The organism is Microbacterium sp. NPDC087589 (assembly GCF_044743635.1).
In the GTDB taxonomy this organism is placed as follows: Bacteria; Actinomycetota; Actinomycetes; order Actinomycetales; family Microbacteriaceae; genus Microbacterium.
The window spans coordinates 206,801-220,979 of sequence record NZ_JBIUWV010000007.1; the positions used below are offsets into that span (position 1 = coordinate 206,801).

A 14,179-nucleotide genomic window follows, 5' to 3' on the forward strand; every position below is an offset into this window, starting at 1 on the left:
TCAGAAGAATCTTCCTCCCCCTGCATCCAAAACCTCGGTTCTCGGAGAACAACTCCTATGAAGGGCCGCACAGGGCGGTCCGGGTACAGGAGGAACAGATGCGCAAGACAGTCGCCGCCGGCCTCGCCGTCGGAATGATCACCGCTCTCGGCCTGGCATTGCCGGCCAGCGCCGCCACCACCCAGGCAGCCCAGCTCTCGGTGCTGCACGCGATCCCCGACACCCCGGTCGACGTGTACGTCAACGGTGAGCTGACCCTCGACGACTTCGCCCCCGGCGACCTGGCCGGTCCGCTCGAGCTGCCGGCCGGCTCATACGAGGTCGCCCTCACGGCTCCCGACGCCGCCGACGCGAGCGCTCCCATCCTCGGACCCGCGACGATCGCGCTCGACGCAGGCGCGAACTACACCGCCGTGGCGCACCTGACCGAAGCGGGCGAACCGGGCCTCAACCTCTTCACGAACGACATCTCGCAGACGGCACCCGGTCAGGGTCGGCTGACGGTGCGCCACACGGCCGCAGCACCCGCGGTCGACATCCTCGCCGGCGGCTCGCCCGTGATCGAGAACCTCACGAACCCGAACGAGGCGAAGCTCGACCTGCCCGCGGGAACCGTGTCGGCCGCCGTGGCGCTCACGGGCACGACCGACCCGGTCATCGGCCCGGCTGACGTCGCGATCGAAGAGGGCGTCAACACGATCGTGTACGCCTGGGGCAGTGCCGAAGACGGCAACCTCGCGATCGCCGCACAGACGATCTCGGGACTCCACTCCAACCCCGACGGAGTGCCCTCGGGCACCGCGGGCTACCTCGCCCAGCAGGACGCATCGGTGACCACGCTCGTCTCGGCGGGTCTCGTCGCGCTCGCGATCTCGGCCGCCGTGGGTGCGGGTCTGATCGTCCGTCGTCGCCAGACGGTGCGCTGATGCTCCGAGGCACGCCGCGAGAGTCCGGTCTGCGCCGCGTCATCCTGACGCTCGGCGCCCTGGTCACCGCGGCGTGCCTCGTGGCATGCACACCGGGAGGGGCGGGCGCGGATCTCCCTCCTTCCACGGAGTCGCCCCCCACGACTCCACCGCCCGTCCCTCCCACTCCCACGAGAGACGTCGAGGTGCGGCCGGGTGCTCTCCCCACCCCGGCGGCATCCGTCGCTCCCGTCAGCCTGGCCATCCCGTCGCTCGCCGTCGACATGCCGGTGACGGACGTCGGGGTGGCCGACACCGGGCAGATGGAGCTGCCGGTCGACCCGGCCGTCGCCGGGTGGTACAGATACGGGGCGGATGCCACGAGCACGAGTGGCCGGATTCTGATCGCAGCGCACGTCGACGCGGTCGACTATCCGATCGGACCGCTCGCTCGCCTGCGAGACGTGCCCGCAGGCGAGACCGTGCGCCTCACCGCGGCCGACGGCACGAGTCGCGAGTTCGTGGTCGAGTCGTTGACCTATTACGAGAAGGCGGCGCTCCCGACTGCCGAGCTCTTCGAGCGCGGCGGACCCTCCGCTGTGGTCATCGTGACGTGCGGCGGCCCCTTCGACAGCCAGACGGGCCACTACCGCGATAACGTGGTCGCTGTGGCGGTCCCGCGATGAGGCGGGGTGATCACCATGGAGAGGAGACTCCGGGTGGATGAGACCACCGAAGCCGAGGCGGCGCTCGATCGCCGATTCGTCGCGGGCGACGAGCAGGCGCTCGCAGAGCTGTACCGACGCTGGTCGCCCGTCGTCTTCACCCTGGCGCTGCGCTCGCTCGGCGACCGAGGGGATGCCGAGGATGTCACGCAGCGCACCTTCGTGTCGGCCTGGAACTCGCGCGCCGGATACGACTCGTCGAAGGCTCGCTTGTCGACCTGGCTGATCACGATCGCCCGGCGCCGGATCGCCGACACGTTCGAGGCGCGGGCCAAGGTGCAGCAGCTGCAGGCCGAGATGGAGCGCCTCACCCCGCCGGACGCACTCGTGTCCGAATCGATCGATCTGTCCGAGACCCTCCTGCTGTCGAGCGAGCTGCAGCAGCTCGCGCCCGATGCGCAGGCGGTCATGCGACTGGCCTTCTACGATGACCTGACCCATGAAGAGATCTCACGCAGAATGGGGATGCCGCTCGGCACCGTGAAGAGCCATATCCGCCGAAGTCTTGCCCGAATGCGCGACCGATTGGAGGTGAACCATGTCACATCTCGATGACGAGAAGATCGCCCTGATCGCGATGGGTGAACCGGCCGGCACCGACGCTGACATGCAGCACCTCGTCGAGTGCGAGTCCTGCGCGGCTGAGGTCGCCGATATGTCCCGAGTGGCGCTCGTGGCGCGCTCCAGCGTCGTCGAGGGCGACCTCGAGGCCCCGCCGGCGGACGTGTGGTCGCGGATCCACGGAGAGCTCGGGTTGACCGCGGCGGTCGCTGCCGACCCCGCGTCCGTGGTTCCCGAGCCAGAGTCCGAGTCGATTTCCGAGCCCGAGCCGGCTTCCGAACCGGATGCGGCGGATGCCGAGCCGCCGCGGCATCGCGCTCGCACGCGCACGCGCTCACGTCGTCGCTCCTCGGCATCCGTCTGGATCCTCGCCGCGTCGATGGCGCTCGTCGTCGCGATCGGCGCCGGCGTCTGGGTCGCCCGTTCGCTCACGCCCTCGTCTGCCGTGATCGCCTCGGCTGAGCTCGCGGCCTTCCCCGATCACCCCGACGCGGTCGGGCAGGCCGAGATCGACGACGACGGCGATGGCCGGCGCACGCTCACGGTGACGCTCGAAGGTGACGATCGTCCTGACGGCGACTACCGCGAAGTGTGGTTGATCCGCGACGACGGCCAAGCGCTGATCAGCCTCGGCGTGCTGGAGGACTCGTCGGGCACGTTCCTCGTGCCTGACGGTGTCGACCTCGACGAGTATCGACTGGTCGACATCTCGTTCGAGCCCGTCGACGGAGATCCGGCGCATTCTGGCGATTCGATCGTGCGCGGCGAGCTCGACTTCGCGTGAGCGAGGGCACCTGCAGCGAGTGCGAGCGGATCAGTCCGCGGCAGGCGGGCTCGCGCCCCCGAACACGGCGTCGACGGCCATAGTGAGCGTGTTCGTCTCGGCCTCCAGAATGGACTCGTCCGACGGCAGCGCCCTCTCGAGCGCGAGCCCGGCGAGGACTGTGTTGAGGAACCGTGCGCGCTTGGCGTTGTCGCCCGGCGGCAGCGAGCCGCCCTCGGTGAGCACCGAGAGCCAGTGCTCGACTCGGCGCTGTCCGGCGCGCTCGTTCGCGAGATAAGCGTCACGGAGCTCCTCTGTGAGCTCCGGTTCCACGAAGGTCCGATGCAGGATCGTCGCTGCCTCTCTGGCCTGTTCTCCGACCCCGGACGGCGCCAGCACCTGACGCAGGCACGCGAGCAGCCGTTCTCTGGGTGAGAGCGCCTCGTCGTGGATGGGATCGTCCGGTGCGATGACCTCGTAGACGATGCGCAGCACCTCATCGAGCAACGCGCGCTGCGTGGGGAAGTGGAACCGCAGAGAGCCGGTGCTCACGCCTGCGCGAGCGGCGACCGCGCGCACGCTCAGCTTCGCACCGGGGGCCTCGCCGAACATCGTCAACGCCGCGTGGAGTATGCGGTCTCTGGTGTGCATGGTGCTCGGATCGACCGTCATCCTCTCATTCTCGCGGATGAACGTCAGCAATGCTAACACGGTGTGTTAGTGTTGCTCACGTTCACTACTAACACGCCGTGTTAGTCATCGAAAGGTCTCGTTGTGAAGCTCCTCCGCACGCCGGCTCAGATCGTCCGTGAGAATCTGCGCGTCTACCTCCTCCTGAACGTCCTTGCCTATGGCACGTTCGTGATCGGGTTCATCGTCGGCCTGATCTTCCCGGATCTCGTCGCCGCGCGCGAGCAGGCGATGCAGGACGACGGCACGGCGGCTCTGGTCACCTCGCTGCTCAGCAGCCCCTGGCTGTTCGCGCTCACCATCCTGGCGGTCAACACCCTTCGGCTCGGCGCGTTGACGATCCTGCTGCCATCGCTCGCGGTGCCGTTTCTCGGCCTCGCGACCTTCGCGGTCTGGTCGGTGACCACCGGAGTGACCCTCGTTCCTGCGACTCAGGAGGGCTGGGTCGCCCTGATCCCGCACTCGCTGACCCTGGTGATCGAGCTCCAGGCGTACATCCTGCTGCTGCTCGGAGCGTTCCTCCTGGGCAAGTACTGGTTGCGCCCGCAGGCGGCCCAGGCGAAGAACCGGCGTCAGGGGTATCTGCGCGGTCTCCAGCACATCGGTTGGCTCAGCATCCCTGCCCTCGCACTGCTCATCATCGGAGCGATCTACGAGGCCTTCTCGTTGCTGTACTTCGTGTACCCGCTGCAGCAGTGGCTGCTCGGGTAGCGCGAGTTCGGACAGTGCCGCGAGCTCAGGCGTGCGATCGCACCGGCGGGCAGCTACGCAGCTCGCTCCCGCACGGCGGGGCGAGTGAGGCGTGGGATCAGCGCAGGTGTGTTCTCCCGGTACTCGACGTAGTCGGCACGGTCGCCCCACTTCTTCTCGGCGCGTGCCTCGAGCAGCGGGATGCCGCTGACGCGGGTGAGCAGCAGGATCACGAACAGCGGCGACAGGATCGCGACCCACTGCCATCCCGCGAGCACGGGGGCGGCGGTCAGGAAAACGCCCACCCAGATGACGATCTCGCCGAAGTAGTTGGGGTGCCGCGAGCGCGACCACAGACCGGTGCGGATGAACTCGTCCTTGTTGCTCGGGTCGGCGCGGAAAGCGGACTTCTGGGCGTCGGCGACGATCTCGATGGTCATGCCGAGCAGCCACACCACGATGCCCACGACGGTGAGCCACCCGATGGGCGCGCGCGCCGCGGCATCCGTGCTGATCGCGATCCACGCGGCTGCCGCCGTGATCGACACCCACGCACCCTGGATCACCCACACCTGCAGGAAGCGGACGGGGGAGCCCTTGATCTCGTCGAAGCGGCCGTCGGATCCGGCCTTGTGCACGCGCAGGGCGAGGAACGATCCGAGGCGGGCGGCCCATAGGATCACCATCGCCGCGAGGATCCAGCTGCGCGCGTCGGGCATGGGCGTCAGCAGCACGAGGGCGACGGAGATGGCCAGGAACGTGAGGCTGCCTGTGAGGTCGAAGAATCGCTCGGTGCGCAGGATCATCGCCGGGATGAAGGCGAGGATCTGGATCGCGAATGCCGCGGCGACGGCGAGGGCGAACAGCGGGATGCCGCCGAGCGCCGCACCGCCCTGGCTGCCGGCGAGAGCCACGAGGGCTCCGATGATGAGCGCGACGATGATCGCGATCAGAGACGATCGCGACGACTTGGGCGTGGAGGTGGTGGGGGAGGACATGGTGTTCTTTCTACTTCTCAGAGGTACAGGTCTTCGACGGTGAGCGCGGCACGATCCAGCACGACGCTGCGCTTGAGCTTCATGGTCGGTGTGACCAGCGCGCGGTCGTCGAGGTCGGCGAAGACCACGCTGAACCGGCGCACCTGCTCACTGCGAGCCACGAGCGCATTGGCGGCGTCGATGGCCCGCTGCAGGCGAGCGCGCAGGGTCGGGTCGGTCACGGCGCGCAGGTCGGTCTCGGCGACGAGGGGGATGCTGACGCCTTCGGCATCCGCCCACGCCAGGGTCTGCTCGGGGTCGAGCACGAGAAGCGCCGAGAGATACGGCTTGCCCTCGCCCACCATGACCGCGTGCGAGACGAGTGGATCCGCTTCGACCGCGCTCTCCCACCGCGTCGGCACGATCGTCTTGCCGTTCGAGGTGACGATCACGTCTTTGAGACGGCCGTCGAGAATGAGCCGGCCCTGATCGTCGAGCCGCCCGAGGTCGCCGGTGCGGAAGAACCCGTCGACGAAGGCGCCCTCGTCATGAGCCGGATTCCGGTAGCCGCTGAAGACGCCGATACCGCGGGCGAGCACCTCTCCCTCGTCGCTGATGCGCACGGTGAGCCCGGGCAGGGGCGACCCCACGCTGCCCGAGGCGATGCGACCGGGCAGGTTGCCGGTGAGGGGCGCCGTCGTCTCGGTGAGTCCGTAGCCTTCGATGACGGGCACGCCGATGCCGCGGAAGAAGAGCGACAGGTCGGCGTCGAGCGCTGCTCCACCCGAGAGGATGTACCCGACGCGCCCGCCCATCACGGTGCGGAGGCGGCGGAAGAAGAGTGCGTCGAACAGGCGGTGCCGCAGGCTGAGCCCGCGGTTCTTCGGGATGCGGCGGCCGGCGTCGATCCGCTCGGCGCGGCGGCCCCAGGCGATGGCGGTCGCGTGGGCTCTCGCCCATACCTTCGCGAGGCCCTTGTCGGCAGCCTTCGTGGCGGCGGCCGCCTGGATCTTCTGCAGCACCCGCGGCACGACGACGAGGAACGTCGGGCGCAGTGTGTCGAGTGTGGCGACGACCGTCGACGGATCGGAGAGGTGCGCGATGCGCATGCCGCTGGCCAGGCAGATCAACTGAAGTCCCCGGGCCAGCACGTGGGCGAGGGGCAGGAAGATGACGGTGTTGCCCTGCTCGTTCACGATCTCGCGATATGCGGCGGCGATGTTGAGCACCTGCCCGAGGAAGTTGCGGTGCGTGAGCACGACGCCCTTGGGCTCGCCCGTCGTGCCCGAGGTGTAGACGATCGTCGCGGGGTCGTCCTGCGTGGCCGAGGTTCTGCGGGCTTCAAGCTCGTCGTCGGTGACGTCGACGCCGCGCGAGACCAGATCCGCGAGAGTGCCGGATGCCGCAGCATCCATCGTCCAGGCGCCGAGTGTGATCCGTTCGGTCTGCGTGAGCGCCGTCTGCAGAAGCACCGCGTGCTCCGTGGTGCCTCCGATCGCCAGGCGCACCCCGGCATCGGCGACGATGGCGTTCACCTGCGATGGCGATGACGTCTCGTAGATCGGCACGACGACGGCACCGGCGAACCAGGACGCGAGGTCGGCGACGGCCCATTCGTAGCGCGTCGGCGCCATGATCGCGATCGGGTCACCGGTCCGCACTCCCTGGGCGATGAAGCCCTTGGCCAGAGCGCGCACCTGGTCGAGGAACTCCCGAGTCGTGATCGGGCGCCACGCATCACCGGCATTGGCTCCCGTGACCTCGAAGGCGACGTGGTCGGGAGCTGCGGCCGCGCGTGCGACCAGCAGGTCGGTGACGTTGCGATACCCGTCGAGGTCGGCAAGCGGCGGGGTCGACGACTCGATCATCGGAACTCCTCTCGGGCGCGCGAGAACGGGCCCATCTGCTCCTGTTCGGAGCCGAGGAGGAATCGGATGGGAGGGGAAAACCCCCAGACGTGTCCGGGGGTTTCGTGGAGGGGCTGACGGGAATCGAACCCGCGCTATCTGCTTGGGAAGCAGAAGTTCTGCCATTGAACTACAGCCCCGTACCCGCATCCGAGGGGCGGGTGAACGCAAGCCTACCCGCCCGATCCGCCAGGGCCAAAGTGTCGGCGGCGTGTGGTGACTAGGCTGGGGCCGTGCTTCTCAGCGACCGCGACATCAGAGCAGAACTCGCCTCCGGCCACATCGGTCTCGACCCGCACGAGCCGGAGATGATCCAGCCGTCGAGCATCGACGTGCGCCTCGACCGCTACTTCCGTCTGTTCGACAACCACAAGTACCCGTTCATCGACCCGTCGGTCGACCAGCCGGAGCTGACTCGGCTGATCGAGGTCGACCCAGACGAGCCGTTCATCCTGCACCCCGGTGAGTTCGCGCTCGGTGCGACGTTCGAACAGGTCTCGCTGGCGGATGACATCGCGGCCCGACTCGAGGGCAAGTCGTCGCTCGGTCGCCTGGGTCTGATCACGCACTCGACCGCCGGATTCATCGACCCTGGCTTCACGGGGCACGTGACGCTCGAGCTCGCGAACGTCGCGACCCTGCCGATCAAGCTGTGGCCGGGCATGAAGATCGGGCAGCTGTGCTTCTTCCGGCTGACCTCTCCGGCCGAGAACCCGTATGGCTCCGGCCCGTACGGCAACCGCTACCAGGGACAGCGCGGGCCCACGGCATCCCGCTCGTTCCAGAACTTCCACAAGACGGACGTCGGCACGACCGATGTCGGAGCCGTAGGGGGCTGACATGAGCAGTGACAGCAGAGATCCGTACATCCGACCGGAGGATGCTGTCATTCCCCCGCCTCCCGCTGAGTCTGCGATTCCGGATGCGGTGATCCCGTCGCCTCCCGCGGAGTCTGCGATTCCGGATGCCGTCATTCCTCCGCCTCCACCGGAGGCGATGCTCCCGTCGACGCGCAGGTCGCGGCCGAAGCCGGCGATCCTCACGGGCGACCAGCCTGCACCGGTGGCAGACGACTGGGCGCAGCCGTCTATCGCGCCCGAGGCGCCGACATCGGGTGGATACGGTGCGTTCTCGGTCGTGATCTTCGTGTTCCTCATCGTGCTGCTCGGGGCGGCGATCGCGGGGGCGGTCTACCTCGGCACGAACGTGCCGTTCCCGTTGTCGGCCGGTGAGGCCGGGGTGATCACCGGTTCGCTGTGGCAAGGCTGAGCTGCGGTACGACCCCGCAGCGGAACGAAACATGCTGAGCGCAGAAACGCCCCGCCTGACCTGAGTCAGACGGAGCGTTCTCGACGATCGGATGCCGTCAGGCGTCTCGACCGCGGGTGAAGCCGGCGTCGAAGCCGCGCTCGTAGGCCTGCTGCGCCGCACGGGCGACACGGTGCTCGTTGTGGCGAGGTCCTCCGTGGCGGCCGTGCTCGTGACCATGGTCTGAGTGACCGCCGTCTGCGCGGCCGCCGTGCGCACGATCGTGCGCGTCTGCGAAGCGGCCGTGCCCCGGGTGTCCGCGGTGTCCGCAGCCGCGACCGAAGCCGTGCTCGGAGCTGAATCCGCGACCGAAGCCGCGGGGTCCGAATCCGTGGCGACGACCGCGTCCGCGGGGGAGCGGAGTCTCTTCGTCCCAGCCGAATGCGCGGGCGATCTGCTCGAGCGAGGTCAGCGTGGTCTCGAGGTCTTCGGCGCTCACGGCGTCGGTGACCTTCGCGCGGATGCCGTCGACGATGCCGCTGAGGCGTTCTTTGGCCGCACGGCCGTCGTCGGTCAGCATCCAGCCGTCGCCGTCGGCGACGACCCAGCCGCGCTCCACCAGACCGTGCACCTTGTGGGCGTTCAGGGGGCGACGGGTGGGGGCGGTGCCATCGATGAGGTTGAGGATCCGCCAGTCGCGGCGGCTTGCGTGCTCGGCCTCGAATGAGGAGGCGAACTCGGCCGCCATTTGGCGGTCGACGGCCTTCAGCCAGTAGCCGAAGGGACGGGAGGTGCTGTCTGTGCTCTGAGTGTCAGAGGTGTTCATGGGTGAAGTCCTTAGATGTCATGGAGCATGTGCTTGTCACTATGCATGTACATGTAGTGTGACATGCGATACGAATCCATGTCAAGTCGCATGTAAAGTTGAATCGTGAGCGCCGCAGAGAACGACCCCACCGAGGCCATAGCCCGCGCCCTGTCGCGGTTACGCGGACGACGTCCTGGCGAGCGCGGACGCGGCCCGCGAGGCATGGGGGGACCGCACGGCTGGCGCGGCGGGCCGCACTCCGACCACGCTGATCACGCCGACCACGCTGATCGCGCCGATCGCGCCGAGCGCTCGGACCAGGGGTATCGCGGGCACAGGCATCCGGGACACCCGGGGCACCCGGGCATGCCGCCCTGGATGAACGACCCGTCTGGGCGCTTCGGCGGACCGGCTCGGATGCGGATGCTCGAAGCGCTCGCCGCCGCATCCGCCCCGCTCAGCGTCAGTGATCTCGGCGCGGCGATCGGCGTCGATCAGCCCCGCGCGTCTCGGCTCGTGCAGCAGGGCGTCGCGCACGGATTCGTGCGCCGCGAGGCCGACCCCGACGATGCGCGGCGCACCCGCATCGCGCTGACCGACGAGGGGCGCACGGTCGCCCGCGGCATGCGGGGCGAGCGGCGGGAGGCTCTCGGTAGGGCGCTCTCGTCATTCACCGCGGATGAGCGCGATCAGCTCGCGATGCTGCTGAACAAGCTCGCCGACAACTGGGAGAGTTGAACCCTCTCAGATCGAGTTGCCGAGGGGGCTGGCGCTCGGTGACGGGACCCGTCTGGTGCCTGGTGCGGGGTGCCTGGTGACTGGTGCGGGGTGCCTGGTGACTGGTGCGGATTCTCGCTCATCGGCATCCCGGTACGTTGCGCCGATGTTCCGGAATACGCATCTGATCTGGGCTAAAAGAGGGTCGATTCGGGCCCTGAATGTCTGAGGCCGCGAGTTGGATGGAGGCATGTCATCCCGCAGCCGCGCTCTCCTCGATCAGGTCGTCTCCGACCTCGATCGAGCGCTCTCCGACGACGCTCTCGCGGGGCTGTCCGACGCCGAGCGCGTGGAGTTGCTGCAGGTGGCCGGAGCGGCGTCGCGACGCGTAGAGGCTCTCGTCGTCGAGACGCTCGCGACCGGTGACGCGACTGACTTCCCGCACACTGCCGGCTGCCGCACGCAGAGCGAGCTGCTGCAGCGCACCGTCCTGACCGACGTGGCCGGCGCGACTCGAGTGGGCAAGGTCGTCGATCTGGTCCGCCGCGGTGTGAGTCTGGTGTCAGGAGAGCGGCTGCCGGCGAGGTGGCCGGCACTGCGCGAGGCGATGCTCGACGGCGCCCTGGGCATGGCGGGCATGCTCGCGGCGACGCGGCCGATCGAGAAGATCTCCGATCGCATCAGCGTCGACGAGCGGCTCCGTGCAGATCGGTGTCTCGCCGACGCGGCGCGAGGTATCCGGCACACAGCGGCCGGCGAAGAGATTCACGGGCCGGCGCCGACCACTGACGAGTTGACGTTCCTCGCTGAGACGCTGGCGGCGCTGCTCGACCCCGACGGAGATGAGCCCGGCGATGAGCCGGCCCGCAGGCGCGGCATCACGATCGGTCGCCTGCGAGACGGGTTGCGGTCGATCAAGGGATGGCTCACCCCCGAGGTCGCGGCCCAGATCGAGCTGATCCTCGATGCCCAGAACAATCCGAAGGGCGATGGTCCGCCGAAACCGGGCGTGACGTTCTCCCGCTCCGAGGCGGCCGATGGCTCCGAGGCGGGCGATGGCTCCGAGGCGGCCGATCATTCCGAGGCGGGCGGGGAACCCGGAGCGACTGAAGACGGCGACCCGTTCAACTCGGATCCTCGCTTCGTCATCGATGGCCGCACGGCGGCCCAGAAGCGACACGACGCCCTCGCGGCTGCCGTCGCGATCGCCGCTCGGCACCGCGACATGCCGACTCTCGGCGGCGCGTCTCCGACACTGGTCGTGACCGTCGACGCGAAGGATCTCGCACAGGGCACCGGCCATGCGAGCGTCACCGGAGCATGGGGGCAGGTGCCTCTCGGCGTCGCCGCTCATGTCGGATGCACGGGCACGATCCAGCGCGTGCTGTTCGACGAGGGCCGCATCATCGGGATCACCACCACAGACCGGGTGTTCTCGGTGCATCAACGGCGGGCGATCGTCGCGCGCGATAAGGAGTGTCTGATTCCCGGGTGTCACGTCCCGGCGTCGTGGTGCGAGATCCACCACGTCACCGAGCACTCCCGCGGTGGGCCGACGCATACGGATAACGGTGTTCCGTTGTGCTGGTGGCACCATCGATCCCTTGGGACCTCAGGGTGGGAGATCCGGATGGACGGCGGCGTCCCTCACGTGCGTGGTCCCCGGTGGTGGGACCCGGAACAACGGTGGCGCGCCCCGCGTCTCAGCCTCGAGCGAGCGGGAGTCGGCAGTGCGTCAGCGTTCGCTCGCGCCGGATGATCGGCCTACGACGTGTGCGGCGGGGGCGCGGAGCCGCCTGCACCGGCGTCTGCTGCCGCCCCGAACTCCAGCGACTCTTCGTCGTCGACCGACAGCGACAGCACCACGGTCTCGACCGCCGCGTGGGCTTCGATCTGCTGTTCGATCGCGCGCAGGCTCCGGGCCACATCGTGTTCGCGGGCGTCGCCGGTCAGATCGGCCTCGGCGACGATGAAGAGCCGGTTCGGTCCCACGTACTCGATGTGCAGATACGTGATCCGCTGGATCTGCGGCGACGCGAGCAGCGCGCGCCCGACCCGATCGCGCAGTGCGGGCGACGCGTTCGAGCCCACGAGAAAAGCGATGTTGCGGCGGATCAGGATGATCGCGACGACACCCAGCAGCACTCCGACGAGGATCGACCCCACGGCATCCCACGCGGCGACCCCGGTGATCTGGTGCATCGCGATCGCACCGGCCGCGATCACCAGCCCGATCAGGGCGGCCATGTCCTCGAAGAACACCGCCCGCAGCGTCGTATCGCTGGTCTCGAGCACATAGTCCCAGGTCGACGATCCGCGATCGCGCGCCAAGCGCCGCGACTTCACCATCGCCTGAGTGAACGACGCGCCCTCGAGCACGAAGGCGACGCCGAGCACCGTGTACGCCACCACGGGGCTCTCGACGGGACCCGTCTCCGACAGCTCCTGCACGCCATGCATGATCGACACGATCGACCCGGCGGTGAAGATCCCGAACGCCGCGATCAACGACCACACGAACGCCGCGCGTCCGTATCCGAGCGGATGCCGCTCATCCTTCACCCGCGCGCCCCGCCGGTCGGCGATGAGCAGGAACACCTCATTGCCGGCATCCGCCCACGAGTGCGCCGCCTCGGCGACCATCGACGCCGAGGAGGTGAGCACCGCCGCGATCGTCTTGGCGATCGCGACGAGGATGTTGGCGAGAAAAGCGATGATGACCGTCACGCGGTCAGGCTACTCCCGCTGCTCCGACGCCGCCGGTCAGGCCCGCTGCGTCGCCTTCACCGGCAGCAGCAGCAGGAACCCGGCGATCAGCACCAGCACGATGCCCAGGATGCCGTACGACGTCGACCCCGACAGCACGATCAGCAGCGTCCAGGCGCCCGACGCCATCCAGCTCGCCGCGCGCCCGGTGGTCGCGTAGAGGCCGAAGATCTCGCCCTCGCGCCCGGCGGGAGTGATGCGAGCGAGGAACGACCGCGATGCCGCCTGCGCGGGGCCGACGAACGCGCAGAGCAGCAGGCCGCCGATCCAGAACACGATCGTGCCCGCATCGACCAGGAAGAACACCGCGAGCCCGGCGACCACCATGGCCGCGAGCGAGACGAGGATGATCCGCTTCGGTCCGAATCGGTCGTCGTAGCGCCCCGCGATGATCGTCGAGACGCCCGCGATGAGGTTCGCTGCGATGCCGAAGATCACGAGATCGAGGAACTCGAAGTCGAACACCTGACCCGCGATGATCGCTCCGAAGGCGAAGACGCCACCCAGACCGTCGCGGAAGACCGCGCTCGACAGCAGGAACCAGAACGTCTGGCGAGTGTCGGGGTTGCGGTACAGACCGACGACGTCTCTCACGAGCAGACCGTAGGAGGCGAAGAAGCCGACCTTGCGCTCGGGGCGTCCGAGCGATGGCTCGGGAACATTGAGGAAGATCGGGATCGAGAAGACGATCGCCCAGATCGCACAGGCGACCGCGATGATGCGGAACGGCAGGCCGCCGTCCTCGGGGAGGCCGAACCAGTCGAGCATGTAGAAGACGACGACGAGGACGAGCGCGATGATGCCGCCGATGTAGCCGAAGCCCCACCCGAGGCCCGAGATGCGCCCGACGGTCTTCGGGTTGGCGATGCCGATGAGCATGGCGTTCGAGTTGACCGCGGCGATCTCCCCGAACACGGATCCCGCCGAGATCAGCGCGACGCCGAGCCAGAACAGCGCAGGCGTCGGCTCGACGAACCACAGGCCGAACATGCAGGCGATGAGCGCTCCGGTGCCGATCCCGAGCCAGAGCTTCTGGCGCCCCGCGGCATCCGCTCTTTGGCCGAGCACCGGCGCGATCAGAAGGATCGCGATGCCGGCGATCGTCGAGCCGAGCCCCAGGCCCGAGGCGAGGTCGGCCTCGGCCGCCTCGCGGATCGGATCCTTCGCGTCGAGACCGGCGGTCTCCGCCGGAAGGAACGCCTCGGTCGTGAGATACAGCGCCGTGAAGATGAAGGTGAGGATGACCGTGTTGAAGGGCTGCGTCGCCCAATCCCACAGCGCCCACGAGTAGACCTGCTTCTTCGGGGCGGGAGTCTCGCCACGCAGGTCGAGGCCGATGACGCCGACGGCGCCGCTGTTCGCCGTCGCAGCGGGCTCGGGCACCTCGCTGCTCTGGGAGGAATCGCTCATGCTCGCAGTCTG

The 14,179-nt window shown here is 68.5% G+C and carries 15 protein-coding genes and 1 tRNA gene; 9 read left to right on the top strand and 7 right to left on the bottom strand.

Going from position 1 to position 14,179, the window contains the following annotated elements; genetic code table 11:
* The first annotated feature begins 98 nt into the window (after positions 1-98).
* The 4 genes from ACIOU8_RS15335 to ACIOU8_RS15350 are packed head-to-tail and all read left to right on the top strand — an operon-like array spanning position 99 to position 2,975.
* Positions 99-926 carry a DUF4397 domain-containing protein gene (locus ACIOU8_RS15335; protein ID WP_400791221.1) on the top strand — a complete coding sequence of 276 codons (828 nt, stop codon included), beginning with the start codon at positions 99-101 and terminating at the stop codon, positions 924-926.
* A complete protein-coding gene (locus tag ACIOU8_RS15340; RefSeq protein ID WP_400791224.1) occupies positions 926-1,591 on the top strand; it encodes a class F sortase in 666 nt (221 codons plus the stop codon). The genes ACIOU8_RS15335 and ACIOU8_RS15340 overlap by 1 nt, the downstream gene beginning before the upstream one ends.
* A 33-nt stretch (positions 1,592-1,624) precedes the next feature.
* Positions 1,625-2,185 carry an RNA polymerase sigma factor gene (locus tag ACIOU8_RS15345; protein ID WP_140038378.1) on the top strand — a complete coding sequence of 187 codons (561 nt, stop codon included), beginning with the start codon at positions 1,625-1,627 and terminating at the stop codon, positions 2,183-2,185.
* The gene (locus ACIOU8_RS15350) at positions 2,169-2,975 is read left to right on the top strand and encodes an anti-sigma factor (protein WP_400791228.1); all 807 of its coding nucleotides are present in this window, start codon (positions 2,169-2,171) and stop codon (positions 2,973-2,975) included. Before ACIOU8_RS15345 ends, ACIOU8_RS15350 begins: the two co-directional genes overlap by 17 nt.
* Before the next feature lie 30 nt (positions 2,976-3,005).
* On the opposite strand, the gene ACIOU8_RS15355 is transcribed toward ACIOU8_RS15350, so the two are convergent.
* Entirely contained in the window at positions 3,006-3,626 is a 621-nt protein-coding gene (locus ACIOU8_RS15355; RefSeq protein ID WP_400791231.1) for a TetR/AcrR family transcriptional regulator, read from the bottom strand.
* A gap of 102 nt (positions 3,627-3,728) precedes the next feature.
* On the opposite strand from ACIOU8_RS15355, the gene ACIOU8_RS15360 reads away from it, so the two are divergent.
* A complete protein-coding gene (locus tag ACIOU8_RS15360; protein WP_400791234.1) occupies positions 3,729-4,355 on the top strand; it encodes a hypothetical protein in 627 nt (208 codons plus the stop codon).
* Positions 4,356-4,408: 53 nt separating this feature from the next.
* Here the strand turns inward: ACIOU8_RS15360 and ACIOU8_RS15365 are convergent, their stop codons facing one another.
* From ACIOU8_RS15365 to ACIOU8_RS15375, 3 genes are all read right to left on the bottom strand, one after another.
* Positions 4,409-5,332: a DUF1295 domain-containing protein gene (locus ACIOU8_RS15365; RefSeq protein ID WP_400791237.1), complete on the bottom strand. Its 924-nt coding sequence runs from the start codon at positions 5,330-5,332 to the stop codon at positions 4,409-4,411.
* 17 nt (positions 5,333-5,349) lie between these two features.
* On the bottom strand, positions 5,350-7,179 hold the full coding sequence (locus ACIOU8_RS15370) for an AMP-dependent synthetase/ligase (RefSeq protein ID WP_400791240.1): 1,830 nt from the start codon (positions 7,177-7,179) through the stop codon (positions 5,350-5,352).
* Positions 7,180-7,284: 105 nt separating this feature from the next.
* Positions 7,285-7,358, bottom strand: a tRNA-Gly gene (locus ACIOU8_RS15375).
* Between the two features lie 93 nt (positions 7,359-7,451).
* Here ACIOU8_RS15375 and dcd point away from each other — a divergent pair.
* Both dcd and ACIOU8_RS15385 read left to right on the top strand, forming a co-directional pair.
* Positions 7,452-8,057, top strand: a complete 606-nt coding sequence (gene dcd / locus ACIOU8_RS15380) for a dCTP deaminase (protein WP_042536862.1) — start codon at positions 7,452-7,454, stop codon at positions 8,055-8,057.
* A gap of 1 nt (position 8,058) precedes the next feature.
* Complete coding sequence (locus ACIOU8_RS15385) at positions 8,059-8,487, top strand: hypothetical protein (protein WP_400791243.1); 429 nt, start codon at positions 8,059-8,061, stop codon at positions 8,485-8,487.
* Between the two features lie 97 nt (positions 8,488-8,584).
* On the opposite strand, the gene ACIOU8_RS15390 is transcribed toward ACIOU8_RS15385, so the two are convergent.
* Complete coding sequence (locus ACIOU8_RS15390) at positions 8,585-9,292, bottom strand: hypothetical protein (RefSeq protein WP_400791246.1); 708 nt, start codon at positions 9,290-9,292, stop codon at positions 8,585-8,587.
* A 105-nt stretch (positions 9,293-9,397) separates the two neighbouring features.
* Between ACIOU8_RS15390 and ACIOU8_RS15395 the strand changes: the two genes are divergently transcribed.
* A complete protein-coding gene (locus ACIOU8_RS15395) occupies positions 9,398-10,012 on the top strand; it encodes a MarR family winged helix-turn-helix transcriptional regulator (protein WP_400791249.1) in 615 nt (204 codons plus the stop codon).
* A gap of 229 nt (positions 10,013-10,241) precedes the next feature.
* On the top strand, positions 10,242-11,750 hold the full coding sequence (locus tag ACIOU8_RS15400) for a DUF222 domain-containing protein (protein WP_400791252.1): 1,509 nt from the start codon (positions 10,242-10,244) through the stop codon (positions 11,748-11,750).
* 5 nt (positions 11,751-11,755) lie between these two features.
* Here ACIOU8_RS15400 and ACIOU8_RS15405 read toward each other — a convergent pair whose 3' ends face one another.
* The gene (locus ACIOU8_RS15405; RefSeq protein WP_400791255.1) at positions 11,756-12,718 is read right to left on the bottom strand and encodes a cation diffusion facilitator family transporter; all 963 of its coding nucleotides are present in this window, start codon (positions 12,716-12,718) and stop codon (positions 11,756-11,758) included.
* Between the two features lie 36 nt (positions 12,719-12,754).
* Positions 12,755-14,167, bottom strand: coding sequence for an MFS transporter (locus tag ACIOU8_RS15410; RefSeq protein ID WP_400791258.1), 1,413 nt, complete (start codon positions 14,165-14,167; stop codon positions 12,755-12,757).
* Positions 14,168-14,179 lie beyond the last annotated feature (12 nt).